This window comes from Mesorhizobium sp. HAY1-8B (assembly GCF_056868045.1).
This window is the reverse complement of the sequence record NZ_CP200321.1, coordinates 6,360,302-6,385,122: the sequence shown is the minus strand read 5'-3', so window position 1 is coordinate 6,385,122 and position 24,821 is coordinate 6,360,302. Positions and strand designations below refer to the sequence as shown.

Annotated in this window: 24 protein-coding genes and 1 pseudogene; 11 read left to right on the top strand and 14 right to left on the bottom strand. The window is 62.8% G+C overall.

The features are described from left to right. Positions 1 to 13: 13 nt before the first annotated feature. Genes AC1VON_RS30715 through AC1VON_RS30700 form a run of 4 tightly spaced genes read left to right on the top strand, consistent with a single transcriptional unit; the run spans position 14 to position 4,587 of the window. Entirely contained in the window at positions 14 to 1,900 is a 1,887-nt protein-coding gene (locus tag AC1VON_RS30715) for an ABC transporter ATP-binding protein (protein ID WP_172348934.1), read from the top strand. Continuing rightward, positions 1,897 to 3,780 carry an ABC transporter ATP-binding protein gene (locus tag AC1VON_RS30710; RefSeq protein ID WP_483125933.1) on the top strand — a complete coding sequence of 628 codons (1,884 nt, stop codon included), beginning with the start codon at positions 1,897 to 1,899 and terminating at the stop codon, positions 3,778 to 3,780. Before AC1VON_RS30715 ends, AC1VON_RS30710 begins: the two co-directional genes overlap by 4 nt. A 4-nt stretch (positions 3,781 to 3,784) precedes the next feature. After that, on the top strand, positions 3,785 to 4,273 hold the full coding sequence (locus AC1VON_RS30705) for a GNAT family N-acetyltransferase (RefSeq protein WP_483125932.1): 489 nt from the start codon (positions 3,785 to 3,787) through the stop codon (positions 4,271 to 4,273). 2 nt (positions 4,274 to 4,275) lie between these two features. Continuing rightward, positions 4,276 to 4,587, top strand: a complete 312-nt coding sequence (locus AC1VON_RS30700; RefSeq protein ID WP_172348937.1) for a DUF6665 family protein — start codon at positions 4,276 to 4,278, stop codon at positions 4,585 to 4,587. A gap of 3 nt (positions 4,588 to 4,590) precedes the next feature. Here the strand turns inward: AC1VON_RS30700 and AC1VON_RS30695 are convergent, their stop codons facing one another. Beyond that, on the bottom strand, positions 4,591 to 4,935 hold the full coding sequence (locus AC1VON_RS30695) for a cupin domain-containing protein (RefSeq protein WP_483125931.1): 345 nt from the start codon (positions 4,933 to 4,935) through the stop codon (positions 4,591 to 4,593). A 315-nt stretch (positions 4,936 to 5,250) separates the two neighbouring features. On the opposite strand from AC1VON_RS30695, the gene petA reads away from it, so the two are divergent. The 4 genes from petA to AC1VON_RS30675 all read left to right on the top strand — a co-directional run bounded on the left by petA (position 5,251) and on the right by AC1VON_RS30675 (position 8,656). Continuing rightward, the gene (gene petA / locus AC1VON_RS30690) at positions 5,251 to 5,811 is read left to right on the top strand and encodes a ubiquinol-cytochrome c reductase iron-sulfur subunit (protein WP_091579102.1); all 561 of its coding nucleotides are present in this window, start codon (positions 5,251 to 5,253) and stop codon (positions 5,809 to 5,811) included. Between the two features lie 16 nt (positions 5,812 to 5,827). Continuing rightward, positions 5,828 to 7,129, top strand: a complete 1,302-nt coding sequence (locus AC1VON_RS30685) for a cytochrome b (RefSeq protein WP_056577996.1) — start codon at positions 5,828 to 5,830, stop codon at positions 7,127 to 7,129. 27 nt (positions 7,130 to 7,156) lie between these two features. Further along, entirely contained in the window at positions 7,157 to 8,014 is an 858-nt protein-coding gene (locus AC1VON_RS30680; RefSeq protein WP_172348940.1) for a cytochrome c1, read from the top strand. Positions 8,015 to 8,110: 96 nt separating this feature from the next. After that, a complete protein-coding gene (locus AC1VON_RS30675) occupies positions 8,111 to 8,656 on the top strand; it encodes an adenine phosphoribosyltransferase (protein WP_172348941.1) in 546 nt (181 codons plus the stop codon). A 246-nt stretch (positions 8,657 to 8,902) separates the two neighbouring features. Here the strand turns inward: AC1VON_RS30675 and AC1VON_RS30670 are convergent, their stop codons facing one another. The 5 genes and pseudogenes from AC1VON_RS30670 to AC1VON_RS30650 form a co-directional block, all read right to left on the bottom strand. After that, positions 8,903 to 9,364 (bottom strand): MaoC family dehydratase, encoded by a 462-nt coding sequence (locus AC1VON_RS30670; protein ID WP_172348942.1) that lies wholly within the window; start codon positions 9,362 to 9,364, stop codon positions 8,903 to 8,905. Then, entirely contained in the window at positions 9,361 to 9,831 is a 471-nt protein-coding gene (locus AC1VON_RS30665) for a MaoC family dehydratase (protein ID WP_483125930.1), read from the bottom strand. The genes AC1VON_RS30670 and AC1VON_RS30665 overlap by 4 nt, the downstream gene beginning before the upstream one ends. Positions 9,832 to 9,957: 126 nt before the next feature. Further along, positions 9,958 to 10,932, bottom strand: a complete 975-nt coding sequence (gene corA, locus AC1VON_RS30660; RefSeq protein ID WP_483125929.1) for a magnesium/cobalt transporter CorA — start codon at positions 10,930 to 10,932, stop codon at positions 9,958 to 9,960. A 152-nt stretch (positions 10,933 to 11,084) separates the two neighbouring features. Further along, positions 11,085 to 11,871, bottom strand: a pseudogene (locus tag AC1VON_RS30655) (APH(3')-II family aminoglycoside O-phosphotransferase). Positions 11,872 to 11,935: 64 nt separating this feature from the next. Beyond that, complete coding sequence (locus tag AC1VON_RS30650; protein WP_483125928.1) at positions 11,936 to 13,288, bottom strand: uracil-xanthine permease family protein; 1,353 nt, start codon at positions 13,286 to 13,288, stop codon at positions 11,936 to 11,938. Positions 13,289 to 13,423: 135 nt separating this feature from the next. Between AC1VON_RS30650 and guaD the strand changes: the two genes are divergently transcribed. Next, positions 13,424 to 14,788, top strand: a complete 1,365-nt coding sequence (guaD, locus tag AC1VON_RS30645) for a guanine deaminase (protein WP_483125927.1) — start codon at positions 13,424 to 13,426, stop codon at positions 14,786 to 14,788. Positions 14,789 to 14,817: 29 nt separating this feature from the next. Here the strand turns inward: guaD and yddG are convergent, their stop codons facing one another. From yddG to AC1VON_RS30610, 7 genes are all read right to left on the bottom strand, one after another. Continuing rightward, positions 14,818 to 15,723 carry an aromatic amino acid exporter YddG gene (gene yddG / locus AC1VON_RS30640; protein WP_483125926.1) on the bottom strand — a complete coding sequence of 302 codons (906 nt, stop codon included), beginning with the start codon at positions 15,721 to 15,723 and terminating at the stop codon, positions 14,818 to 14,820. Positions 15,724 to 15,817: 94 nt separating this feature from the next. Then, entirely contained in the window at positions 15,818 to 16,921 is a 1,104-nt protein-coding gene (gene ychF, locus AC1VON_RS30635; protein WP_172348948.1) for a redox-regulated ATPase YchF, read from the bottom strand. Positions 16,922 to 17,015: 94 nt separating this feature from the next. Beyond that, complete coding sequence (gene pth / locus AC1VON_RS30630) at positions 17,016 to 17,738, bottom strand: aminoacyl-tRNA hydrolase (RefSeq protein WP_483125925.1); 723 nt, start codon at positions 17,736 to 17,738, stop codon at positions 17,016 to 17,018. A 23-nt stretch (positions 17,739 to 17,761) separates the two neighbouring features. Further along, complete coding sequence (locus AC1VON_RS30625; protein WP_172348949.1) at positions 17,762 to 18,400, bottom strand: 50S ribosomal protein L25/general stress protein Ctc; 639 nt, start codon at positions 18,398 to 18,400, stop codon at positions 17,762 to 17,764. A 343-nt stretch (positions 18,401 to 18,743) separates the two neighbouring features. After that, on the bottom strand, positions 18,744 to 19,688 hold the full coding sequence (locus AC1VON_RS30620; protein ID WP_246740920.1) for a hypothetical protein: 945 nt from the start codon (positions 19,686 to 19,688) through the stop codon (positions 18,744 to 18,746). Beyond that, a complete protein-coding gene (locus tag AC1VON_RS30615; RefSeq protein ID WP_483125924.1) occupies positions 19,685 to 20,716 on the bottom strand; it encodes a glycosyltransferase in 1,032 nt (343 codons plus the stop codon). Before AC1VON_RS30615 ends, AC1VON_RS30620 begins: the two co-directional genes overlap by 4 nt. A gap of 295 nt (positions 20,717 to 21,011) precedes the next feature. Further along, complete coding sequence (locus AC1VON_RS30610) at positions 21,012 to 21,452, bottom strand: MarR family winged helix-turn-helix transcriptional regulator (RefSeq protein WP_483125923.1); 441 nt, start codon at positions 21,450 to 21,452, stop codon at positions 21,012 to 21,014. Between the two features lie 150 nt (positions 21,453 to 21,602). Between AC1VON_RS30610 and AC1VON_RS30605 the strand changes: the two genes are divergently transcribed. Then, positions 21,603 to 22,460 carry an alpha/beta fold hydrolase gene (locus tag AC1VON_RS30605; RefSeq protein ID WP_483125922.1) on the top strand — a complete coding sequence of 286 codons (858 nt, stop codon included), beginning with the start codon at positions 21,603 to 21,605 and terminating at the stop codon, positions 22,458 to 22,460. 72 nt (positions 22,461 to 22,532) lie between these two features. On the opposite strand, the gene AC1VON_RS30600 is transcribed toward AC1VON_RS30605, so the two are convergent. Further along, on the bottom strand, positions 22,533 to 23,771 hold the full coding sequence (locus AC1VON_RS30600) for an MFS transporter (protein ID WP_172348953.1): 1,239 nt from the start codon (positions 23,769 to 23,771) through the stop codon (positions 22,533 to 22,535). A 151-nt stretch (positions 23,772 to 23,922) separates the two neighbouring features. Here AC1VON_RS30600 and AC1VON_RS30595 point away from each other — a divergent pair, with 151 nt between their 5' ends. After that, positions 23,923 to 24,807: an AraC family transcriptional regulator gene (locus AC1VON_RS30595; RefSeq protein WP_483125921.1), complete on the top strand. Its 885-nt coding sequence runs from the start codon at positions 23,923 to 23,925 to the stop codon at positions 24,805 to 24,807. Positions 24,808 to 24,821: the final 14 nt, after the last annotated feature.

Genomic DNA, 24,821 nt, shown 5'->3' with positions numbered 1-24,821 from the left:
ACAGGCATGACTTATGTTGTTGTTTAGCTGGTTTGAAAGAAGGCTCGATCCGTTCCCCGCAGCGGAGCCGGTCGAGCCGCCCAAGACCCTGGTTGCCTTCTGCCTGCATTATACGCGCGGGGCATGGCCCTATATCCTCATCGATGCGGTGCTGGTGACGGCGATCGCCATCGCGGAAGTGTGGATGTTCGGCTTCCTTGGCCGCATCGTCGACTGGCTGTCGGGGCAGAATCGCGAAACCTTCCTGCAGACGGAGGGCTGGAAGCTCGCCGGCATGGCCTTCATCGTACTGTTCGCGCTGCCCGGCACGGTGTGGCTGCATTCGCTGCTCAACCAGCAGACGCTGATGGGCAACTATCCCATGCGCATCCGCTGGCAGGTGCACCGCTACCTGCTCAAGCAGTCGATGAGCTTCTACCAGGACGAGTTCGCCGGCCGCATCGCCACCAAGCTGATGCAGACGGCACTCGCCGTGCGCGAATGCGTCATCAAGGTGATCGACGTCCTGAACTACGTCATCGTCTACTTCCTCGGCATGCTGTTCATCGTCGGTTCGGCCGACTGGCGGCTGGCCGCGCCGCTGGGCGTCTGGCTGGTCGGCTACATACTGTTGCTGCGCTTCTTCATTCCCCGGCTGGGCAAGGTCGGCGAGGAACAGGCCAATGCGCGCTCGATCATGACCGGCCGCGTTGTCGACAGCTACTCCAACATCCAGACGGTCAAGCTGTTTTCCCATGCGCGCCGCGAGGCCACTTTCGCCAGGGAAGGCATGATGGGCTTCCTCGACACGGTCTATCGGTCGATGCGGCTGGTGACGGTGCTTTTCGGCACACTCTACATGCTGAACGCGCTGCTCCTGTTCTCGGTCACCGTCATCTCGCTGTGGCTGTGGATGGGGCAAGTGGTGACGATCGGCGCGGTCGCCGTGGTCATCGGCCTGGTGCTCAGAATGTGGGGCATGTCACAATGGATCATGTGGGAAATGTCGGGCCTGTTCGAAAACATCGGCACGGTGCATGACGGCATTGCCTCGATCTCGCTGCCGCGCCTTGTCGAGGACAGGCCGGATGCGAAGGAGATCGCCGTTTCCAGGGGCGAGATCCGTTTCGAGGATATCCGCTTCCACTACGGCAAGCAGAAAGGCGTCATCGAAAACCTGTCGCTGGCGGTGAAGTCTGGCGAGAAGGTCGGCATTGTCGGCCGCTCGGGCGCCGGCAAGTCGACGCTGGTCAATCTCTTGCTGCGCTTTTACGACCTGGAGGGCGGCCGGATCCTGATCGACGGCCAGGAGATCGCCGGTGTGAAGCAGGATTCGCTGCGGGCGCAGATCGGCATGGTCACGCAGGACACCTCGCTTTTGCATCGTTCGGTGCGCGAGAACATCCTCTATGGCCGCCCCGACGCCACCGACGATATGCTCGTCGAGGCGGCGCGGCGGGCCGAGGCTTTGGACTTCATCGGCGGACTTTCGGACCACAACGGCCGCAAGGGGTTTGACGCCTATGTCGGCGACCGCGGCGTCAAATTGTCCGGCGGCCAGCGGCAACGCATCGCCATCGCTCGCGTTATGTTGAAGGATGCACCGATACTTATCCTTGACGAGGCGACGTCGGCGCTGGATTCCGAGGCCGAAGCGGCCATCCAGGAGAATCTCTACAAGCTCATGCAGGGCAAGACCGTTATCGCGATCGCGCACCGGCTGTCGACTATTGCGGCGATGGACAGGCTTGTGGTGATGGATCAGGGTCGTGTCATCGAGGAAGGTTCGCACGACGAACTGGTCGCCAAAGGCGGGCTCTACGCGCAGCTCTGGCAACGCCAGTCGGGCGGGTTCCTGCTTGAGGACATACCGACCGAAGTCGCCAATGACGCAATTGCAAAGGGCCAAGCTGCCGAATGATGACAGCCGTCTATCGCTGGTTCGAGAACTGGGTCTATCCATTCAGGGAGCCGGCGAATCTTCGGCCACCGGCGAGCGTCGGCGGTTTTCTCTGGCATTATGTCGGCCAGGCGAAATTCGCCTTCTTCGCCATGCTGGTCATCGGCGGCATCGCGCCGCTGGTCGAAGCCGGCCTGTTCTACTTCGTCGGGCGGCTCGTCGATATCCTCGACCAGCTTCCCGGCGAGCGCAGCTGGCATGCGTTGTGGACCGCCGCCGGCCCGGAGCTTGTCTTCATGGTCGCGGTGGTGCTGGTCATCCGCACCATCGTCGTCGGCCTGTCGGCGCTGGTCGACGAGCAGACGATCACGCCCGGCTTCTACAATCTGGTGCGCTGGCAGGCGCATCGCCACGTCTCGCGCCAGTCCTACGCATTCTTCCAGAACGATTTCGCCGGCCGCATCGCCACCAAAGTCTGGCAAGCGGGCCAGGCCACGGGCGACCTGATGGAGAGCTTCATCGAGGTCGTCTGGTTCATGCTCGTCTATACGGTCACGACGCTGGCGCTGGTCGCGGGGCTCGATCTCAGGCTGGCGGCGCTGGTGGTGATCTGGATCGTGGCCTTTGGCTGGCTGGCCAGACTCTATTTGCCGGCGATCCGCAAGCATGCCGAGGCGACCGCCGAGGCGGGTTCGATGATCAATGGCCGCATCGTCGATTCCTATTCCAACGTGCAGACGCTGAAGCTGTTCGCGGCCGACGGCGACGACCGCTACATCAGGAATGGCTTCGACATCTATCTCGACGCGCTGCGTCCTTTCACCCGCAGGCTGACCGGCGTGCGCATGGCGCTGACGACTTTGTCGGGCATCATGATCACGGCGATCGGCTGTTTTGCCGTCTATCTCTGGGTCGAGGGCTCGATCACCGTCGGCGCGGTCGCCTTCACGCTGTCGCTGGTGCTCAGGCTCAACATGCTGCTCGGCCGGCTGATGATGCAGCTCAACAGCATTCTGCGGAATCTCGGCGTGCTGGAGAATTCCAAGGCGCTGATCTCGCAGCCACTCGGGCTCACCGACGCACCCGATGCGAAGGAGCTCGTCGTCGCCGGCGGGCGCATCGACGTGAAGAATGTCGAGTTTCACTACGGCAAGGGGTTCGGTGTACTGAACGGCATCGACCTTGTCGTGCGGCCGGGCGAGAAGGTCGGGCTGGTCGGGCCGTCGGGTGCCGGCAAGACGACACTCGCCAATCTGATCCTGCGGCTCTACGACCTGGAAAGCGGCTCCATCACCATCGATGGCCAGAATGTTTCCCAGGTGACGCAGAACTCGTTGCGCGCCAATATCGGCGTCGTCAGCCAGGACACCGCCCTGTTCCACCGCTCGCTGCGCGACAACATCAAGCTCGGCATGCCCGACGCGACCGATGCCGAGGTGATCGCGGCGGCGAAGAAGGCCGAGGCGCATGATTTCATCCTGGGTCTGCGGGACAACCGGGACCGTGCCGGCTACGAAGCCTTTGTCGGTGAGCGCGGCGTGAAACTGTCGGGCGGCCAGCGCCAGCGTGTGGCGATCGCGCGTGTCTTCCTCAAGGATGCGCCGATCCTGATCCTAGACGAGGCGACGTCGGCGCTCGATTCCGACATCGAGGCGGCGATCCAGGAGAACCTCACCCGGTTGATGGAGAACAAGACGGTCATCGCCATCGCCCACCGGCTGTCGACGATCGCCGCGCTCGACCGCCTGGTGGTGCTGGATGGCGGCCGCATCGTCGAACAAGGCACGCACGACGAACTGGTGGCGCTCGACGGGCTCTATGCGCGGCTGTGGAAGCGGCAGTCCGGCGGCTTCCTCTATCACGAGGAAAGCGTGCTCGAAGAGACGCGGCCGGCGGAGTAGGCGCATGGGTGGAACGCTCAGCCCAGAGATCGGTTATGAGATCAAGCGGCTGCGGCCGACCACGCCGGCCTTCGACAGGCTGAAGGACGAGAGCCGGCTGGAAGGCTATTGGATGCTGGTGCGCCTGGCGGATGGCTGGGCAAGCGGGAATAGCTCTGGCGGCCGCAACAAGTTCCTGAAGCGGGGCGAGGCGCTGTTCGGGGCATGGCATGGCGCCGAACTCGCCGGTGTGTGCGGGCTCAACATCGATCCCTATGTCGAGGGCAGGGGCCATGGCCGGGTCCGGCACCTTTTCGTCAGGGCTCCTCACCGTCGCGCCGGCCTTGGCCGCATGCTGGTCGAGACCGTCATCGATCGGGCACGCCGCTATTTCACTGTGTTGAACACCCGGGCGCCGCGGGAAGCCTTCGTTTTCTATGAACGGCTTGGCTTTCAGCGCGTGGAAGGCGAAGAATTCGTCACCCATCGCATGGTGTTCGGAAAGGGGAACTGAAAATGTCCTTGCGTCCGCCATCTCATCCTGCGGCCACCTCGGCCGCTGAAGCTGCCTTCGACGCGCTTGGCCATGAGGTCCTCGCCGAGAAGGCGGCCGCGCTCGGCCGTGCCGGACAGCGCGTGGAAGAAACCCTGGCCAGACTGCGCGACAACGGCGACGAGCAGACGCGCGCCCTTCTGCTCAAGGAGGCGGCCGCCGCGGTGCATGGCTATTTCATCCAGCGAGAACTGTGCGGCCTGCGAAAGCACGACGCCGTGATCCGAGAATACGACATCCCCAAAGCCGTGCTGGTCAGGCTTGGCGCCATGTAGGGATCACTCCAGCCATTTCGTGATGAAGCTGCCGTTCTCGTGGATGTCGGTGGTCTCCAGCGGCCCCGGACCGAGATTGGTGAATTTGTGCGGCGTGTGAGGTGGCACGATGACAATCTGACCGGCGGAGGCCTCGATTTCCTTATCGCCGATGGTGAACAGGCCGGTGCCCTGGCGGATGATGAAAATCTCCGCGTAGGGGTGGGAATGCAGCCGCGGGCCGCCGCCGACATCAGGCAGGTAGTTGAAGATCAGGCAGGAGTTGGAGCCGTAGGCACCGCATTGCAGCTCGCCCTTCCAGCCGTCGGAACGAACGGCCCATTCCTCACGGTCGATGACGTGCGCCATGCCAGGGAAGATAGATCACACCGGCGTCCTGTGTCGAGGTAAACAAGGACGCCGGATTTTGCTGATATTTCCCGGTTGTTTAGCCTCCTTTCGCGGCCGTTGCCCGCCTTGCCGCGCAATAGGGGATTTTGTCCCCGCGACAATCTGCCCTTGTGCCTTGACCCGTCTGGACAAAAACGGGCTTCACGCATAAACCGAAGTCCAAATGCCGGAGGAATTCGCTAGCCTGTTCGCCATGCGCTGTCGGGTTGGCGTGATTGAGCGGGGAACAAGGCTCGGCCACCGGCGCGGAAGAGGCGAAAGGATCAGGCACCCGTGAGCGCAACCGACATCCACGATCCCAACCGTCGAGACTTTCTCTACGTTGCCACCGGCATGGCTGCGGTGGTCGGCGCGGGTGCCTTCGCATGGCCGTTCATCGACCAGATGCGCCCCGATGCCTCGACGCTGGCGCTCGCCTCGGTCGAGGTCGACGTCTCTTCGCTGACGCCGGGCATGTCGCTGATCGTCAAGTGGCGCGGCAAGCCGGTGGTGGTGCGCAATCGCACCGAACAGGAAATGAAGGACGGCGAGGCAGTCAAGCTCGCCGATCTCAAGGATCCGATCGCCCGCAACGCCAATCTGCCGGCCGACGCCCCAGCGACCGACGCCAACCGCACCACGCCCGGCAAGGAAGCCTGGATGGTGATGGTTCAGGTCTGCACGCATCTGGGTTGTATCCCGCTCGGCCAGGAAGGCGATTTCGGCGGCTGGTTCTGCCCATGCCACGGTTCGCAATACGATACCGCGGGCCGCATCCGCAAAGGCCCGGCGCCAGAGAACATGGCTGTGCCGGTATTCAAGTTCATTTCCGATACCAAGATCCTTATCGGTTGAGGCAGGGGATATTTCGATGAGCGAGGGACACTCGACCTATACGCCCAAAACCGGTCTCGGACGCTGGTTCGACGCCCGCATGCCGCTGCCGCGGCTGGTTTATGACAGCTTCATCGCTTACCCGGTGCCGCGCAACCTCAACTATGCGTGGACCTTCGGCGGCATCCTGTCGATCATGCTGGTGGCGCAGATCCTGACCGGCATCGTGCTGGCCATGCATTACTCGAACGACACCACGCTGGCCTTCGATTCGGTCGAGAAGATCATGCGCGACGTGAATTCCGGCTGGCTGTTGCGCTACATGCATGCCAACGGCGCCTCGTTCTTCTTCGTCGCCGTCTATATCCACATTTTCCGAGGCCTCTATTACGGCTCCTACAAGACACCGCGCGAACTGCTGTGGATCCTGGGCTGCATCATCTACCTCCTGATGATGGCGACCGGCTTCATGGGCTATGTGCTGCCATGGGGGCAGATGAGCTTCTGGGGCGCCACCGTCATCACTGGCTTCTTCAGCGCCATACCGCTGGTCGGCGAGTGGATCCAGCAATTGCTGCTTGGCGGCTTCGCCGTCGACAATCCGACGCTCAACCGCTTCTTCGCGCTGCACTATCTGCTGCCCTTCATGATCGCCGGCGTTGTCGTGTTGCACGTCTGGGCGCTGCATGTCGTGGGCCAGTCGAACCCGACCGGCATCGAGGTCAAGTCGAAGACCGACACCGTCGCCTTCACGCCTTACGCGACGATCAAGGACGCGTTCGGCATGATCGTGTTCCTGTTCTTCTTCGCCTATTTCGTCTTCTACCTGCCGAACTATCTCGGCCATCCGGACAACTACACGGTTGCCAACCCATTGAAGACCCCGGCCCACATCGTCCCTGAGTGGTACTTCCTGCCGTTCTACGCGATCCTGCGCGCCATCACCTTCAATATCGGGCCGATCAACTCCAAGCTCGGCGGCGTGCTGTGCATGTTCGGCGCCATCGCCATGCTGTTCCTGGTGCCGTGGCTCGACACTTCGAAGGTGCGCTCGGCTGTCTACCGGCCTTGGTACAAGCTGTTTTTCTGGCTGTTCGTGGCCGATGCCATCCTGCTTGGCTGGCTGGGCTCGCAGCCGGCGGAAGGCAGCTATGTGTTCATGGCGCAGATGGCAACGCTGTTCTACTTCGCCTTCTTCCTGATCATCATGCCGGTCCTCGGCCTGATCGAGACGCCGCGCAGGCTGCCGAACTCGATTACCGAGGCGGTGCTGGAGAAGAACAAGGGTGGCAGCGGGCATCCGGCGGGCGCCACGGCCGCACCACAGACCAAGGGCTGAGCGGTAGAGAATCTAAGGGGATTTGGCATGAAAAAGATTCTCACCTCGCTTGCGCTGATCGGCCTTGTGGCCGCCGGCACCGCGGCGTTCGCGGCCGAAGAGGCGCACAATGCGGCGGCTCCGACGCATTTCCCGATCAACGAGCCGAAGGAAATGGACTGGAGCTTCACCGGTCCGTTCGGCACCTACGACAAGGCGCAGCTGCAGCGCGGCCTGAAGGTCTACAAGGAAGTCTGCTCGGCCTGCCATTCGATGAACCTGGTGGCGTTCCGCACGCTGTCGGACCTCGGCTACAGCGACGCGCAGATCAAGACGCTGGCGGCCGAATACACCATCCATGACGGCCCCAACGATGCCGGCGACATGTTCGACCGTCCGGGCAAGCCGTCGGACCATTTCCCGGCGCCGTTCGCCAATGAGCAAGCCGCTGCTGCCTCCAATGGCGGCGCTGCTCCGCCCGACATGTCGCTGCTGGCCAAGGCGCGCGGCGTCGAGCGCGGCTTTCCGCAGTTCGTCTTCGACATCTTCACCCAGTATGACGCCGGCGGTCCCGACTACATCCATTCGCTGCTGACCGGCTACGACCAGACGCCGCCGGCCGGCATGGTCATCCCTGAAGGCACGCACTACAACCCGTACTTCATGTCGGGCGTGTCGCTGAAGATGCCCAAGCCGCTCTCCGACGGCCAGGTGACCTATGATGACGGCTCGCCACAGACCGTCGACCAGTACTCCCGCGACGTGGCTGCCTTCCTGGCGTGGGCCGCCGAGCCGCACATGGAGGCCCGCAAGAAGATGGGCTTCCGCGTGCTGGTGTTCATGCTTCTGTTCGGCGCGCTCGTCTACATGACCAAGCGCAAGGTGTGGGAAGGCGTGGCGCACTGAGCCGCGCCGGCACCTGAAAATGCAAGGGCGCCGAAAGGCGCCCTTTTCTTTTCGGCCGCTTACCGGCAAAACTGTAAGGCAACGGAACAATTGCCCATGAAATCCTCCCTAGAAGAGACGCTGCTCTCGGCCATCCGCACCATTCCGGATTACCCCAAGCCAGGCATCCTGTTTCGCGACATCACCACGCTGCTCGGCAATGCGCGCGCCTTTCGTCGCTCCATCGACGAACTGGTGCATCCCTATGCCGGGCAGAAGATCGACAAGATCGCCGGCATCGAGGCACGCGGCTTCATCCTGGGTGGCGCCGTCGCCCACCAGCTCTCGGCCGGCTTCGTGCCGATCCGCAAGAAGGGCAAGCTGCCCTATGAGACGGTGCGCGTCGCCTACAGCCTGGAGTACGGGCTGGACGAGATGGAGATGCACAAGGACGGCGTTTCGCCGGGCGAGAAGGTGATCCTGGTCGATGATCTGATCGCCACTGGCGGCACGGCGGAAGCGGCGGTCAGGCTTCTGCGCCAGATCGGCGCCGATATACTGGCGGCATGCTTCGTCATCGACCTGCCGGATCTGGGCGGGCGCGCCAAGCTCGAGGCACTGGGTGTTCCGGTAAGGACGCTGATAGGGTTCGAGGGACATTAGGTTCTTCCCTCGCCCCGTTTACGGGGAGAGGGAAGCGAAGCGAGCAACGCAAGCGGAGCAGGGTGAGGGGTAAGTACGACCGTCGAATTTAAGGCACCACTGCTGGCGCCGCCCCTTATCCGCCCTTCGGGCATGCCGGCCCTTCGCTATCGCTGCGGGCGTTCGTCGTTCGGAAAGCCAAGCAATTGGCTTTCCGTCCGCGTTGCGGACCACTTCTCACCCCCGTAGACGGGGCGGAGGAAGAAATCACTCCACTTTCACCAGCACGGCGCTCTCAAACTCCAGCACCTTGTCGCCGATCGAATCGAAAGCTTCCGAACGCAGCGACAAAAGCCGCCAGCCGGGACGCGACGAGATCGGGCGATGGGACAGCGCGGTGCGGGTGAAGGTGACGGTCTCGCCGGCGAAGACCGGTTTCAGCCACTTCAGGTTCTTGAAGCCGGGCGAGGGGCCGAATTCGGGCGCGGGGCCAGGACCGGTCCACTCGGCGCCCATCCGGGTTTCGAGGTTGAGCTTCATCCAGGTGGCGGCGGTGTGCCAGCCGGAGGCGCAAAGCCCGCCGAGCAGGCTTTTCCTGGCGGCCTCCTCGTCGATGTGGAAGATCTGAGGGTCGTATTTGCGGGCAAACGCCTTGATGGCCTCGGCTTCGAACTTATGCGAGCCGAGCGTAACGGTGGTGCCGGTGCGGAAGAATTCGTCCAGGGTCATGCCGCATTCCCCGCCGCGTCACGCGTCAGGAACATGACGGAGTTCTCAAGCTCGAAGACGCTTTCGCCACGCTGGTTGACCAACTCGCTGCGCAAGGTGACGAAACCGAGATGGGGCTTCGACTTCGACAGGCGCTTGGCAATCACGACCATGGTGCCGACCAGCCTGTCGCCGGCCAGGACCGGCTTCTTCCACCTGACCTGGTCGACGCCGGGCGCACCCTGGCAGGTGGAATCCAAAAGGAACGCGTCGCACCACATGCGCATGAACATGGCGCAGGTGTGCCAGCCTGAGGCCGAGAGGCCGCCCAGGATGCTGGCCTTGCCCGCTTCCTCGTCGAGATGCATGGGCTGGGCATCGAATTCGCTGGCGAATTCGATGATCTCGGCGGCGGTTACCTGTTTGGTGCCGAGGTCGAACGAGGCACCCTCGACGAAATCCTCATAGGCCCATGTCTTTCCGGTCATGGTCTGGAATCCGGTTGCGGAACGCGCGACCCGCATGGATCGGCAAACCCGGATGCAGGCCACGGGCGATTTGGTCAAGTCCTTTCTGGTAAGCCAGCGCCAGCGAAAGGCTGCCGGCGGCAGCAGTCAGAGCCAGCCGCGGCGGCGGAAATACCAGAAGGGCAGGATCGCCGACAGGATCATCAGGCCGATGGCGAAGGGATAGCCAAGCTCCCATTTCAGCTCGGGAATGATATCGAAATTCATGCCGTAGATCGAGGCGACCAGCGTCGGCGGCAGGAAGATGACGGCGGCGACCGAGAAGATCTTGATGATGGCGTTCTGCTCGATCGAGATCATGCCGAGCGTGGCGTCGAGCAGGAAGGAGATCTTCTGGGACAGGAATGTGGCGTGGTCGGCGAGCGACAACACGTCGCGCGACAAGGTCTTGATGCGGGCGCGCACATCCTTGCTCATCTTGGTCTGGGTGGCGACATGGGCGAGGAAGCCGGCGAGGCGCTGCAGCGAGATCAGGCTGTCGCGGACGGAGGAGGTGATGTCTTCCTTGCGGCCGATGGCTTTGAGCAATTCCTGAAAGTCGCGGTTACGCTTCGACACCTTGGTCGAGCGCGCCTCGAAAATGTCGCGCGAAATCCCCTCGATGTCGCGGCCGGCGCGCTCGAGGATATCGGCGAGACGGTCGACGATCGCCTCAAGCAGGCCAATGAGGATGGTGTCGCCGGTGGTGCAGCCGGTCGCCACCTTCTCGGCGCGCAGCGGGAAGGTCTTGAAGGCCTTGGGTTCATGATAACGGATGGTGATCAGCCTGTTGCCGGCGAGTGCGAAGGTGACCGGCGACATCAGGGGATCGTCGACCTCGGTCTGCGCGGGCAAGGTGGCGGTCATGAAGTAGGCGCCGTCCTCGATGTAGAGGCGGCTGGAAATCTCGATCTCCTCCATCTCCTCGCGGGTCGGGATGGCGACGCCGAGCCAGCTTTCGATGGTGGCCTCTTCCTCCTTGGTCGGATTGACCAGGTCGGCCCAGACGACCCTGTCGCCATCCGCCAGCAGGTCATCGACGACGCGCAGGCGATCATTGTCCACGACAAATGCCTTGATCATCGCCAGATCTCCCCTGCGAAGGTGCGTTCGGATTGCGCGTCGTGTCGGATTGCACGGCTCTTCGTCGTGTACGCGACCGTGTGCCTGCCGCTTAGACCCGTGGCATGACAAAATCAAGACAAGCCCACCAGGGACAGGCCGGTATCGGCCGCTCAGAAAAACTCGTCGAGGAGCCGATACCAGGAGAGCTTCGCCGGCTCTTGCGGTGGTCCGTAGCGTTCGAGAAAGGGCTCTATCCAGGTCTCGCCGATGTTATAGCGGATGCTCGAGCAGGCGAGCGCCAGATCCTGGTGGCGATCGGCGACGCCCAGCCGGCCGCAATCGATGAAACCGCTGAAAACTGTCCCGGGCAGCCATGACATTCGGCAGGCAGGCATCGCCATGGGCGACGACAAGATCCTCGGTTGTTGGCCTCAGCGCCTCAAGCTCGGCGAAGGCTTTCGCGGCGGTCCAGCCCTGCCTCTCATCGTCGAAATCGCTTTCGTCGACGTCGCCGGCCTCCATGCGCGATCGCGCGGCCTCGATCCGCCTGAAGAGGCGATGGTCGAAGGGACAGGAGCCGATATCCAGCGTGTGCAGGTCGCGAAGCGCGCTGGCCATGATCTCGATGACATCAGCCGGATCGATCGGCGCCGACGCCAAATCCTCGCCGGCGACGGCCGACATCAGCAGCCAGTCGTGACCGGCATGGCTTTCCAGAGCGATCACATCGGGACAGGCGATGCCTTGTCCGGCAAGCCAGCGCAACCGCGCGGCTTCATCGGCGAGTTCGGCAAAGGGACCGTTCCGCTCGCATTTCAGGAACAGGGCCGGCTTGTCGTCGGCTACCAGCCGGAACACGCCGGCCTTTGATTTGCCGATGGTTTGCCGGTGCCAGCGATAGCCGGAGAGCCTGTTCTTCAGCTCCCGCGGCAGTTCATTTTCGGGGACGAAGTTCATCGACAAAGACTGGGAGGCCGGGGATCGGGAAGGCCGGACTCTGGTGTCCGGCCTCCCGATCTCTCTATCGGGCGTTCGGCAGGATCTGGTGCAGCACGATCGCCCAGACGGCGCCGAAGGCGATGGATGAACCCAGAATGTACTGCACGATATCCGGAAGCGTCTTGACGAAATCCGGCGGCGCCAGCGTGGCAAACAGTGCCATCAGGATCGGCAGGCCGATGACCAGCATGTTCCTCTCGGTCAACGGCGTGCCGCGCACCACGCGAAAACCGTTCATGGCGATGACGACGCAGAGAACGCCGAAGACGCCGCCGATGACCGGCCCCGGGATCGAGGCGATGACCGCCGAAAGCTTGCCGATCAGCCCGAACAGCACCAGGAAGATGCCGGCCGCGGCAAAGGCGGCGCGGCTGGCGATGCCGGTGATGGCGATGATGCCGGCATTGGACGAGTAACCGGTGACCGGCGTGCTGCATAGCAGGGCGCTGACCAGGCAGCCGAGGCCTTCGCCGGTGGCGCCCCTGTCGAGCTGTTCATCCGACAGCGGCTTGTCGATGACGGCGCCGACCGCGAACCAGGTGCCGGTGGTCTCGGCCAGGACGACGATGTAGACGATCAGCATGGTCAGCGTCGCCGACAGCGAGAAGGTCACGTCGAGGTTGAGGAACGCAATGCGCGGCATGGAAAACCAGGTCGCGGCGGAAACGCCCGTCATGTCCAGCTGGCCCATGAAGGCGGCTGCGATGCTGCCGGCCACAAGCGCGATGATGACGGAAAGCAGGCGCAGCCACGCGCCTTTCGCGCCAAGCGTCATGCCGGTCAGCATGCAGCCGACAAGCACCGCCGCCGCGATGAAGGCGAGGATGATGTTGCCGCCAACGGTGGCGGTGCCATGGACGGCGAAAACGCTTTCCTTGAGTGCCACCGGCATCAAGGCGACGCCGACCACGATGATGATGGCACCGCCGACGATGGGCGGCACGAAATGGTTGACGAGGCGATGGAAGATCCTTGTCGGCGACCCGAGCAGCATGACCAGTATGGCGCCCGGAATGAGCGCGCCGATCACCGCCGACAGCCCGCCAATGCCGCCGCCGGCGCCGAAGGCGATCGCCAGCACCGCGCCGATCGGGACGAAGGACGGTCCTTGCATCACAGGCAGCCGCATCAGGAGCTGCGACTGGATCAGCGTTGCGATGCCCGCCGCCACGAAGGCCGACTGGATGAAGGCGCCGGCATCGCCGACGCTGAAGGCGAGCACCGATGCGATGATGAACGGCACGATGTAGACGTCCATCGCCAGCACATGCTGGAGACCGAGCAGGGCGGCCTTGCCCAGGGGCAACGGATCGTCCGGCTGGGCGATCAAAGTGATTTCTGGCGCAACGCTTTCCATGGTCTCCCCTCTGGCCATGATGTCCCCTCTGGAAATCTCTACACGATCATGTGATCAGTCGCCGGCAAAGGACAGCGGCGCAAAGGTTCGCCAACTGTTTTTTAGTGGGCCACGCAGTGACGGTCTCACGCGCCAGCACAACCGGAGCGACAGATGACAAGAGAACCTTTCACGCTGCTCGGCACCGCCTTCCACACGCCGGAGCGCGGCAGGCTGGAAGTGCTGGAAGATCATCTGTTCAGCATCGATGCGCAGGGGCGGATCGCCGAGATTCTGGCGCCCGGCCATCCGGACTATGCGGCGCGGGAAAGCGATGCCCGCCTGTCCGGTACGCTGGTGCGGCTTGCTGACGGCCAGTTCCTGCTGCCCGGTCTGGTCGACCTGCACATCCATGCGCCGCAATGGCCGCAGATGGGCAAGGCGCTCGATGTGCCGCTCGAAGTCTGGCTGCAGAAATATACATTTCCGCTCGAGGCCCGCTACGCTGACGCCGACTATGCCCGCGAGGTCTATGCCGATCTGGTCGACAATCTTCTGGCCAACGGCACCACCACCGCGCTTTATTTCGCCACCGTCCATGTCGAGGCGAGCCTGGCGCTTGCCGGGATTTGCATGGAAAAGGGCCAGCGCGCCCTGGTCGGCAAGGTGGCGATGGACGATGCCCAGCAGTGCCCGCCCTTCTACCGCGATGCCGATGCGGCGAGTGCCGTTTCGGACACCAGGCGTTTCATCGTGGCGGTCCAGTCACTGGATTCGGGCGAGAGGCCGCTGGTCCAGCCGGTGATCACGCCGCGCTTCATCCCGAGCTGCACGGATGCGGCCTTGCAGGGGCTGGGTGAACTCGCGACCGAATTCGGCTGCCATGTGCAGACGCATTGCTCGGAGAGCGACTGGGCAAAGCAATTCGTGGAGGAGCGCTTCGGTCAGACCGACGCGGCCAGCCTGGACGGTTTCGGCCTGCTCACCCGCCACACCATCCTGGCGCATTCGAATTTCATCGACGGGCAGGACATGGACCTCATCAAGGAGAGGGGTGCCGGCGTCGCACATTGCCCGCTCTCCAATGTCTACTTCGCCAATGCGGCGTTTCCGCTGCGCGCGGCACTGGACCGGCAGATGCATGTTGGACTGGGGACGGATATTTCGGGGGGCTACAGCCCCTCCCTGTTCGACGGCTGCCGGCACGCTCTGTCGGCGTCGAGGACGCTGCAAAACGGCGTGCATGCCGGGCTGCCGCCCGAGCAGCGCGGCGCGCCCGGAGAGCCGATCACCCATCAGGAGGCGTTCTGGCTGGCGACCGCCGGCGGTGCCGAAGCGCTCGACCTGCCGACAGGCAGTTTTCGCGTCGGGCACGAATTCGACGCGCTGTTGATCGACACCAGGGCGAGCGCCTCGAACATCCACATCAACGCGGCCGACGACACGCTTGACGATGTCTTCCAGAAGATCGTGCTCAACGCGGCGCGGGCGAATATCGCCAAGGTCTGGGTGAGCGGCCGGATGGTGGCGGGGCAATAGAAGCGTGGCGCCCCGCCAATCGACCTGGGCTATGCGCGCGCTGCTGTTTCCGCCGGGGCCTCTCTTTTCGGCTTGAGCAACATGTCCTTGGCGGCAATCAGCGCGCCAACCGTGATCAGCACGCAAGCCAGCGCCACGGACCAGTGGAAGACGCCGAAACCCGCCAGCAGCAGCACGATCACCGAGAACAGCGGCGCGGCATACGAGATCGCGCCCAGGATCATGATGTCTCCGTGCTTGCAGCCATAGTCCCATGCGTAAAAGCCGGCGCCGAGAGGGATCACGCCCAGAACGGCGATGGCGCTCCATTGCGTCGGTGTTTGCGGCCAGACCGTGCTCTCAAGCGTGAGATGCAGCGTGAGGGCGACCGCCGCGGTGATGAGGCAGTAAACCGCGACCACATCGGTCGGGACCTGGCCAAAGCGGCGCGACAGGACGGAATAACCGGACCAGACGAAAGCGCAGAACAGCGCGATGACGTGGCCCGGCTTCACCCCGGCGGCAAGCCCCACGCTGCCGCCCTTCGTGATGACGACGATGGCGCCTGCCAGGCCGAGGACCACACCCGCAATGTGGTGAGGTTTAAGCCGTTCTCCCGGCAGGAAGGCGGCGAAGACAACGATCAGCAATGGCCAGAGATAGGCGATCAGGCTCACTTCGACGGGCGGGGCCGACTGGATCGCGAAAAAGTAGGCACAATGGTAGATGCACAGCCCTGCCGTGCCGATCGCCCAGACTTGCCATGGCTGCCGCAGCGTCCTGATCGCCGAGGGCCGAACGATCCAGCTGGCGGCTCCGACGGAGCCGCCGAGCAGAAATGTCATGGCGGCGAGTTGAAACGGCGGAATCGGTCCGGCCGCGGTCGAAAGCAACGCGAGGAACGACCAGGTCAGAATGGCCGAGAAACCGACCAGGGTTGGGATCGTCCTGTTCATGTTCGCCCTTCCGCTTCATTGACGGGATAGCGGAAAGGACCGGCCGATGGCAGCCGCGTACGGCCTCACCCTGTCGGGAATGCGACGCGGCTGTTCAGGTGTTGAACTTGAACAGCATGATGTCGCCGTCCTGGACGACATATTCCTTGCCTTCGTCGCGCGCCTTGCCGGCTTCCTTGGCCGCCACTTCGCCGCCCAGCGTGACGAAGTCGTTGTAGGCGATGGTTTGGGCGCGGATGAAGCCGCGCTCGAAATCGGTGTGGATGACGCCGGCGGCCTGCGGGGCCTTGTCGCCCTTGTGGATGGTCCAGGCGCGCGTCTCCTTCGGCCCGACGGTGAAATAGGTGATGAGATGCAAAAGCTCATAGCCGGCGCGGATCACCTTGTTGAGGCCCGGCTCGTCGAGGCCGAGGGAGGACAGGAATTCCATCTCTTCCTCGTCGGAGAGCTGGGCGACTTCGGCCTCTATCGCGGCCGAGATCACCACCGTGCCGGCACCCTGCGCTGCGGCCATCTTCTCCACGGCCCGGGTGTGCTCGTTGCCGGTGGCTGCATCGGCTTCGGCGACGTTGCAGACATAGAGCACGGGGTGCGACGTCAGGAGGTTCAAGCCCTGCAGGATGCGCAAGTCTTCGGCCGAGATGCCTTTGAGCAGCACGCGGGTCGGTTTGCCGGCCTGCAGCAGTTCGAGCGCGGCCTCCATCATCGGCAGCACCGTCACCGCTTCCTTGTCCTTGCTGCCGGCGCGCTTGCGGATCTGGACGATGCGGCGCTCCAGGCTGTCGAGGTCGGCGAGCATCAGCTCGGTCTCGACCGTCTCGGCGTCGGCGACAGGGTCGATGCGGCCCTCGACATGGGTGATGTCGTCATCCTCGAAGCAGCGCAGGACGTGCACGATGGCGTCGACCTCGCGGATGTTGGCGAGGAACTGGTTGCCCAACCCTTCGCCCTTGGAGGCGCCGCGCACCAGGCCGGCAATGTCGACGAAGGAGATGCGGGTCGGAATGATCTCCTTCGACTTGCCGATGGCCGCGATCTTCTGCAGGCGCGGATCGGGCACCGCCACCTCGCCGGTGTTCGGTTCGATGGTGCAGAACGGATAGTTGGCGGCCTGCGCCGCCGCCGTCCTGGTCAACGCATTGAAGAGCGTCGACTTGCCGACGTTGGGCAAGCCAACGATGCCGCATTTGAAACCCATTTTGTCCAGTCCTATCGGGAAAGCGAAATTTGATGAGGGCTATGGGCGATAGGGGTGATCAACGTCAAGCCCCGTAAGGCCGCATGCGTGGCGCTCAGTCCTTGTTGCCGAAGAGTTTCTTCAGCATGGCGGCCATCGGGCCGGATTCCGGCAATTTGACCGCCGGCTGCTGCGGACGCGCCTGGCGGACGTGACTTTGCTGCTTGGGTTCCTGCTTCCGCGCCGGCTTTTCCGGTTCGGGCGCGGCCTTGCCCTGAACGGCGAGAGCGGCCTTGTTCATGAAGCCGGATTCGTCGCCCTTGACGATCATGGCGGCGTTGTCGGCGATCGCGTCGAGCAAGGGATCGAGCCATTCGCGGTCGGCCCTGGCGAAGTCGCCGAGCACATGGTGCTGGACCATTTCCTTGACGCCGGGGTGGCCGACGCCGATGCGCACACGGCGATAGGCGTTGCCGACATGGCCGTCGATCGAGCGGATGCCGTTGTGGCCGCCGGCGCCGCCGCCGGTCTTGATGCGCAGCTTGCCTTCGGCAAGGTCGATCTCGTCATAGAAGACGGTGAGCGCGGAAACGTCGAGCTTGTAGAAGCGCAGTGCTTCGCCGACCGACTGGCCGGACAGGTTCATGAAGGTCTGCGGCTTGATCAGGATGATCTTTTCGCCGCCGAGCGTGCCTTCGGCGATCAGCCCCTGGAATTTCTTCGACCAGGGCGAAAAGGAATGGCGGCGGGCGATAGCGTCCGCCGCCATGAAGCCGACATTGTGCCGGTTATCAGCGTATTTCGCGCCCGGATTGCCGAGGCCTGCAAAGACAAGCATCGTCTGCTCCGGGCGGAAAAGAGTTACTTCTCTTCGGCGGCGGGAGCCGCCTCAGGTGCGGCCTCGGCCGTCTCTTCCGTCTCCGGCTTCATCGCCGACGAACCGGCAATGGTCGCGATGGTGAAATCGCGATCGGAGATCACCGGCTTGACGCCGGCCGGCAGCTTGACCGCCGAGATGTGGATCGAGTCGCCGATATTGGTACCGGTGAGATCGACGGTGATGAATTCCGGGATCGCATTGGCCGGGCAGTGGAACTCGACTTCGTGACGTACGATGTTGAGCACGCCGCCGCGCTTGATGCCGGGCGACTTGTCCTCATTGAGGAAGTGGACAGGCACGTCGACATTGACCTCGGTGTCCTTACCGATGCGCAGGAAGTCGACATGGACAGGGAAATCCTTGACCGGGTCGAGCTGGAAGTCCTTCGGCAGGACCTGGATCTTCTTGCCGTCGACATCGATCGTGGCGACCGTGGTCAGGAACCCGCCGCCATGGATCTTGTAGTAGATGTCCTTGTAGGTGAGAGCGATCGCCAGGGGAGGCTGCTTGTCACCATAGATTACTGCAGGCACTTTACCGTTGCGGCGAACTGCACGGGCGGACCCCTTACCGACCTGTTCGCGCGCTTCGGCCTTGAGCTCGTAAGTATCGTGGCTCATGGCTTTTCCTTTCGCGTGTTATGGAGCGTTCGCGGTGGGCAATGTGCCCGAGCCGTAAACGTCGAAAGCCGCCGGTCCTGGATTTCCGAATGAAGGCTACCGCTTTGAGACGGACCTTTGTTCGGGATCACAAGGGAAGGCAGCCTTCCGCCGCGTTGCCTCCAAGGGTGTCTACGCGGGTGGCGGCTCTATAGCGGAAGGCAGCGAGAGGCGCAAGCGGTTGGGCTGTAAGGCTTGAAAGGCAGTTCCAGGATCGACGATATACCCGGAAGTCTCATCATCCGACAGTCCGCCAAGGAGACGCCAAGCCTGTGTTGGGAGAGGCAACGACCGATGGCAGGCATCATTGCCGCGACATAAGTTTTGACAACCAGCGGCGAAGCTTTTGGGTCAAAGTGCGTTTGGATCGTGCCCGGAAGGTAATTTGCACGCGCCAGTCCGGAATATCATTCTCGGATTCCGTGCTCGCCGTCCTAGCCTTCCGCGCCAGCCATGGCACGTCGACAAGCGCGCATCCATTGGCTAGCAACCGGTTGGTGAGCATCTGCTCATTGAGAATGGCCCGGGCCTTGCTTTCGAAAAACGGTAGCGTTTCAGGCGTAAGATCGAACCTTGAATGCCAGACTACCTCTTTGCCGGCTCTGTCGCCGGTGAGCCAATGCAGCAAAAACTGCTGATATCCTTGCGAGATCGGTGCGTCATCACGAAAGGGTTGCCGAGGGTTGCCGCTGAAAATCGGTGCGTTCCTGCCGACGCTTACCAAGGATCCCAGGCTGCTGAGTTGCCGCGGGTGCATCAGGATGAACGAGCTGCGGAGCCAGGCCTGCGAGCGGATTCCGAAAATCGAGAAGGCCTCGCGGCGAGAATCGATGCAACCCAGCGCTCCCTGCAAGCCAAGCAACGACCGCAACGAGCCACCATCAATCAATTTGAGATGGTCGGATGTGGATGCCGCGAAAGCCGAAGTGGCCAAGTGAATGAGATCGTAGTGATGAAGTTCGGCGCCGGTATGATTGATGCCGCAGTCCCACGCGGAGAACTCCCAATCTTCGTTCGACGCGCCGATCAGTTCGACCCCGCAGTCGAGATCAGAGCAATGACCGACTGGCAGCGAATTGTCGATCACGAGCATGCGATGCGCTACCTCCGGCATCTGGTGGGCGAACATGGCTCGCAAGTCCCGCCATGCGGTCGGATACTTCTCGGTTCCGTGACGCACCAGAAGGGTCAAAACACGAAGCGGCTGGGTGTGCATGGCGAATGCAGACGCGCCGTTTTCCCGCGTCAACGCGTTCTTCCCGTCAAGCGCGAGCGGATCTTTCTCAAGGTCTTCTTGAGACGGGATGGCCGCTTCGGTCGAACTGCCGGTCCGACTGCCTGGGCGGATGTTTGACGGCGGTCGGACCTCAACGGGTTATGAAATGCTTCCATCTCCTTGCGGACGGCGGCGAATATTGCCTCTCCCTCAGGCCCGCCGCGGGTCTCCCAAAGCTTCGCTCGGTCGGCAATGTCGTAGGTTGCCTCCAATTCCGCGCAGACGGCGGCGAATGCAGCGTCGCCATCAAGGCCATCCTGCGCTTCCCATAATTTTACCCGGTCCACTATGTCGTAGACCGCCCGCAGCAGCGCGGTGGCGACAACGTAGTCCGACCGCGACCTGGATTGAGCCAGCCAGTACGCTATGCGCTCTTGTCCGAAAGTCTCCAAGGGGGTGCTGGCGTCGAAGAACGAGACCCTGTCTCGCTCGTTCGTATAACGATTGGTTTTTTCAATCCATTGATGCGCATCCCGATGCGACAGATTGTGGATGCACACGCCTCCGTCATGCGGGACATCGTAGACCTCGCTCGTTATTCGTCCGACCTCTTCATGCAGCGTCGAGACGAATTCCGCCGCGCCGCGGCGAAAGGCGCGCACATTGTAGGAAGGCCAGTAATACGCATCATCGTCGTGGCGTCCCATAATGTATTCACGCTTGGGCATGCGAAACACGCCAGCCGGATGGGAGCCGGCATTTTCCCTTACCCAGCGAATAGCCTCGACGCTGAGGCATTCGTCGTGATCCAGATAGAGTATGAAGTCGTGTGAACATGCATCGTAGGCGACAAACCGCGTCTCGGTGGGCAATGGCGACCAGGGCACGGAGATGACTTTGTCGGCAAAGCCGGCCGCGACGGCAGCCGTGCCGTCGGTGGATGATTTGTCGACGACAATGAGCTCATCGACAAAGCGCAAGGAGCGCAAGCAAGTCTTGAGAATTTCTCCACTGTTATAGGTTATGACGAAGCCGCTTATCTTGGGGCTGTTGACACCCATTACCGCACCTTTGCCGCAGAATTGCTCGCGCTATACCCTATAGCGGAATAGGGGGCCCATAGGTCAATACCGCGCGAATCGTAAAGCTCCAGTTTCGTTCGTTCGGGTCTGAACACAAGAGGGCGAACGAGGTAAGTATTTCGGTTCCGCTTGATTGCAAGTCCGTGCAACGAGCGCTGCGATTGACTGGCCCGCACTCACCAAATCAATCGACGTTGACATGACGCAAACGCAATCCGCTTTCGTACCGCATCCGCCGTGAGCGCAGTTCAAGCTGCGCCGAGGCACTCAAGCTTCAGTTGGTGCCGGCCAGATTGCTGCTCAACGCGTCGCGTAGCGCTTGCACCTGCCGGTTCAGGGCATCGAGCTCGGCCAGCGTCATCCCCGAACGCTTGATCAGGGTCTCGTTCAGGCAATTGCACTGGACGAGCAGCGCGCGCCCGGCCGGTGTCAGGTCGACCTGGACCTGGCGCTCGTCGGTCTGGCTGCGCTGGCGGGTGACAAGACCGGCCTGTTCCATGCGCTTGACCAGGGGCGTGACGGTGCTTGATTCCAAGGCCAGCCGGTGGGCGACCCTGCCGACCGACATGCCATCGGCCTCGCCCAGTGCGTTCAGCACGAGATATTGCGGATAGGTGATCCCCATCTCGTCCAGCATCGGCTTGTAGGTGCGGTTGATCGCCATGCTGGTGGCATAGAGCGTGAAGCAGAGCTGGTTGTCCAACGGGAGAGGCACGACGCGTTCCTTGTTTGCCGACGTAGGAATTTCGGTACCACGAAAAATGATATCGCGATACATATTTCTATAGACAGGGGTTCAAGGCTGCGCTAGCCATATAGATATCGCGATATTGTTTATCGCGAAAAGCAATCAAAGGAGATTGAGATGGCTTCGCAGACAAAATCCAGTTCCGGCAGCGGCACGATCACCACCAAGGACGGCACGCAGATTTTCTACAAGGATTGGGGAACCGGCCAGCCCATCGTCTTCCACCATGGCTGGCCGTTGAGCAGCGATGACTGGGACGCCCAGATGCTTTTCTTCCTGGCACAGGGCTACCGCGTCATCGCCCATGACCGGCGCGGCCATGGCCGCTCGACGCAGACGGATATCGGCAACGAGATGGACACCTACGCCGCCGATGTCGCTGAACTCGCGGCGCATCTCGATCTCAAGAACGCCATCCATGTCGGCCATTCGACCGGCGGCGGCGAAGTGGCGCGCTATGTGGCGCGGTACGGCTCGGGCGGCCGCGTCGCCAAAGCGGTGCTGATCGGCGCGGTGCCGCCGATCATGCTCAAGACCGCGGCCAATCCCGGCGGCCTGCCGATCGAGGTCTTCGATGGTTTTCGCGCTGCCCAGGCGGCCAACCGCGCCCAGTTCTTCCGCGACGTTCCGGCCGGTCCGTTCTATGGCTTCAACCGTCCAGGTGCCGAGGTTTCGCAGGGCGTCATCGACAATTGGTGGCGCCAGGGCATGATGGGCGGCACCAAGGCGCATTATGATTGCATCAAGGCATTCTCGGAAACCGACTTCACCGAGGATTTGAAGGCAATCGACGTGCCGGTGCTGGTCATGCATGGCGATGACGACCAGATCGTCCCCATCGCCGACTCGGCACTGCTGTCGATCAAGCTGCTCAAGAAGGGCGAGCTCAAGGTCTACAAGGGTTTTCCGCACGGCATGGCGACAACCCACGCCGATGTCATCAACGCCGACCTGCTGGCCTTCTTCAAGGCGTAAGGCGTTCTGCTGGATAGACAAAGCACCCGCCCATCCGGGCGGGTGCTTTCATCTGGATTCGGATCTGCCGGGTCAGGCAGCCTGCGCCTTCCGGGCTTCCTTCATGTTGGGCAGGAACACCGTCAGCAGGCCCAGGAACGGCAAATACGAGCAGATCTGGAAGACGAAATCGATGCCCTTCATGTCGGCGACGACGCCGAGCACGGCCGCCGCGATGCCGCCCATGCCGAAGGCGAAGCCGAAGAAGATGCCGGCGATCATGCCGACGCGGCCCGGCACCAGTTCCTGCGCGAAGACGACGATGTTGGAGAAGGCCGACGACAGGATCAGTCCGATCAGCACGGTCAGCACCATCGTCCATTCCAGATTGGCGTAGGGGAGCGCCAGCGTGAAGGGCAGGACGCCGACGATCGAGAACCAGATCATGGCCTTCTGTCCGTAGCGGTCGCCGAAGGGGCCGCCGAGCAGGATGCCCAGCGCCGAGGAGCCGAGGAACAGGAACAGCATCACCTGGCTCATCTGCACCGACACCCCGAACTTATGGATGGAGTAGAAGGTGTAGTAGCTGGCGAGGCTGGCGATGTAGGCGTTCTTGCTCAGCACCAGCAAGGTCAGCACGATCAATGCCGACATCACCTTGCGGCGCGGGAAGGGCGAGACGAAGCTTGCCGCCTTGCGGTTGCCTTGCGCGGCGCGCAGACGGCTGTACCAGCCGCCGACCTGCCACAGGATGACGATGCCGATCAGCGAGCCGACGGCGAACCAGGCGATGCTGGTCTGGCCGAACGGCACGACGATGAAGGCAGCCAGCAAGGGGCCCATGGACTGGCCGAAATTGCCGCCGACCTGGAACAGTGACTGCGCCAGGCCAAACCGGCCGCCAGACGCGAAGCGGGCGATGCGCGAGGATTCGGGATGGAAGATCGCCGAGCCGATGCCGATCAGCGAGGCGCCGATCAGGAGCAGGTAGTAGTGCCCGGCATAGGCCAGCACGACCAGTCCGATCAGCGACGCCGCCATGCCGTAAGGCAGGGAGTAGGGCATCGGCCGCTTGTCGGTGATCATGCCGATGATCGGCTGCAGCAGGGACGCCGTGACCTGGAAGGTGAAGGTCAAAAGGCCGATCTGCCAGAAGTCGAGGCCGTAATTGTCTTTCAGAAGCGGGTAGATGGCCGATAGCAGCGACTGCATGATGTCGTTGATGCAGTGGCACAGGCTCACCGCCAGGATGACGGTGAAGGCCGTCGCCTGGGCTGAGGCGTGACTGGCGCTCGCTGGTGGCGCGACGCTGGCGGCTGTCGTATCGGTCAAGGTAGGCTCCGTGGTCTTTTTGGCGGGCACGCCCGCAGGTAATTTGGCGGCCGCTCCTGCGGCAGCCCTAGGGACGGTTGCCTTATAAGCCGCTTGCAGGGCGACTTCTTTCGTGGTTTGGTCCAATAGTTTCGCGAGTGGGCCATAGCCGATGCCACATGGCAGGGAAATCTTCCACGCCGGCAATGCCGATCTCGGCAAGTTGCACGAGAGCCGCTGGCAGTGGCTGGAACAAGTGGCCGGGCCGGCGGTGGCCTTGCCGACCGAATATCCTGACGGCTACCATGTGCCCCAACATCGACACAGCCGCAGCCAGCTGCTGCACGCGTTGGTCGGCGTCGTGCTGGTAAAGACGCGGCACGGGCGCTGGATGGTGCCGCCCGACCATGCGATGTGGATTCCGGCCGGCATCGAACATTCCGTCGAGATGCTGGGCGACGTCTCGATGCGCTCGGTCTATGTCATGCCGGGTGCGATCCCCGGGCTACCGGAAGGCTTGCGGGTCGTCGGCGTCACCGAACTGATGCACAGCCTGATCGTGGAGTCGGAGAAGCTGCCGCAAGGCGGCGAGTTGGAAGGACGCGGCGGGTTGATCATGAACCTGCTGCTGCATGAAATCCCGACCTTGCCGGAACGGCCGCTCGGGCTTCCATTCCCGTCCGATCCGAGGCTGGCGGCGCTGTGCCGTCGCTTCGTCGCGGCGCCTTCGCCGCACGCAACGATCGACGAATGGGCCGATGCCGTCGGCATGAGCCGGCGCTCCTTCACGCGCGCCTTCCAGCGCCAGACCGGCCTGTCCTTGTCGACATGGCGCCAGCAGGCGTGCCTGTTCGCGGCGCTGCCGAGGCTCGCCGATGGCGAGCCCATCACCAGGGTGGCGCTCGACTTGGGCTATGACAGCGTGCCGGCCTTCATCACCATGTTCAAGCGCATGCTGGGCTCCTCGCCGCGCGGCTATATGCGCGGCGCGCGCGACAATGGCGAAAGCGTGCGTCGGCTTAGCGGCCCGGCACGATTGGAAAGTCCCCTGCCGTAGGCCGCGCTTGGACG

What these genes read in the sequence shown, in the direction of transcription:
- AC1VON_RS30715 (WP_172348934.1), top strand. Translation starts at nt 14, where the DNA reads ATGTTGTTGTTTAGCTGGTTTGAAAGAAGGCTCGATCCGTTCCCCGCA.
- AC1VON_RS30710 (WP_483125933.1), top strand. Translation starts at nt 1,897, where the DNA reads ATGATGACAGCCGTCTATCGCTGGTTCGAGAACTGGGTCTATCCATTC.
- AC1VON_RS30705 (WP_483125932.1), top strand. Translation starts at nt 3,785, where the DNA reads ATGGGTGGAACGCTCAGCCCAGAGATCGGTTATGAGATCAAGCGGCTG.
- AC1VON_RS30700 (WP_172348937.1), top strand. Translation starts at nt 4,276, where the DNA reads ATGTCCTTGCGTCCGCCATCTCATCCTGCGGCCACCTCGGCCGCTGAA.
- AC1VON_RS30695 (WP_483125931.1), bottom strand. Translation starts at nt 4,935, where the DNA reads ATGGCGCACGTCATCGACCGTGAGGAATGGGCCGTTCGTTCCGACGGC.
- AC1VON_RS30685 (WP_056577996.1), top strand. Translation starts at nt 5,828, where the DNA reads ATGAGCGAGGGACACTCGACCTATACGCCCAAAACCGGTCTCGGACGC.
- AC1VON_RS30680 (WP_172348940.1), top strand. Translation starts at nt 7,157, where the DNA reads ATGAAAAAGATTCTCACCTCGCTTGCGCTGATCGGCCTTGTGGCCGCC.
- AC1VON_RS30675 (WP_172348941.1), top strand. Translation starts at nt 8,111, where the DNA reads ATGAAATCCTCCCTAGAAGAGACGCTGCTCTCGGCCATCCGCACCATT.
- AC1VON_RS30670 (WP_172348942.1), bottom strand. Translation starts at nt 9,364, where the DNA reads ATGACCCTGGACGAATTCTTCCGCACCGGCACCACCGTTACGCTCGGC.
- AC1VON_RS30665 (WP_483125930.1), bottom strand. Translation starts at nt 9,831, where the DNA reads ATGACCGGAAAGACATGGGCCTATGAGGATTTCGTCGAGGGTGCCTCG.
- corA (WP_483125929.1), bottom strand. Translation starts at nt 10,932, where the DNA reads ATGATCAAGGCATTTGTCGTGGACAATGATCGCCTGCGCGTCGTCGAT.
- AC1VON_RS30650 (WP_483125928.1), bottom strand. Translation starts at nt 13,288, where the DNA reads ATGGCCAGAGGGGAGACCATGGAAAGCGTTGCGCCAGAAATCACTTTG.
- guaD (WP_483125927.1), top strand. Translation starts at nt 13,424, where the DNA reads ATGACAAGAGAACCTTTCACGCTGCTCGGCACCGCCTTCCACACGCCG.
- yddG (WP_483125926.1), bottom strand. Translation starts at nt 15,723, where the DNA reads ATGAACAGGACGATCCCAACCCTGGTCGGTTTCTCGGCCATTCTGACC.
- ychF (WP_172348948.1), bottom strand. Translation starts at nt 16,921, where the DNA reads ATGGGTTTCAAATGCGGCATCGTTGGCTTGCCCAACGTCGGCAAGTCG.
- pth (WP_483125925.1), bottom strand. Translation starts at nt 17,738, where the DNA reads ATGCTTGTCTTTGCAGGCCTCGGCAATCCGGGCGCGAAATACGCTGAT.
- AC1VON_RS30625 (WP_172348949.1), bottom strand. Translation starts at nt 18,400, where the DNA reads ATGAGCCACGATACTTACGAGCTCAAGGCCGAAGCGCGCGAACAGGTC.
- AC1VON_RS30615 (WP_483125924.1), bottom strand. Translation starts at nt 20,716, where the DNA reads ATGGGTGTCAACAGCCCCAAGATAAGCGGCTTCGTCATAACCTATAAC.
- AC1VON_RS30605 (WP_483125922.1), top strand. Translation starts at nt 21,603, where the DNA reads ATGGCTTCGCAGACAAAATCCAGTTCCGGCAGCGGCACGATCACCACC.
- AC1VON_RS30595 (WP_483125921.1), top strand. Translation starts at nt 23,923, where the DNA reads ATGCCACATGGCAGGGAAATCTTCCACGCCGGCAATGCCGATCTCGGC.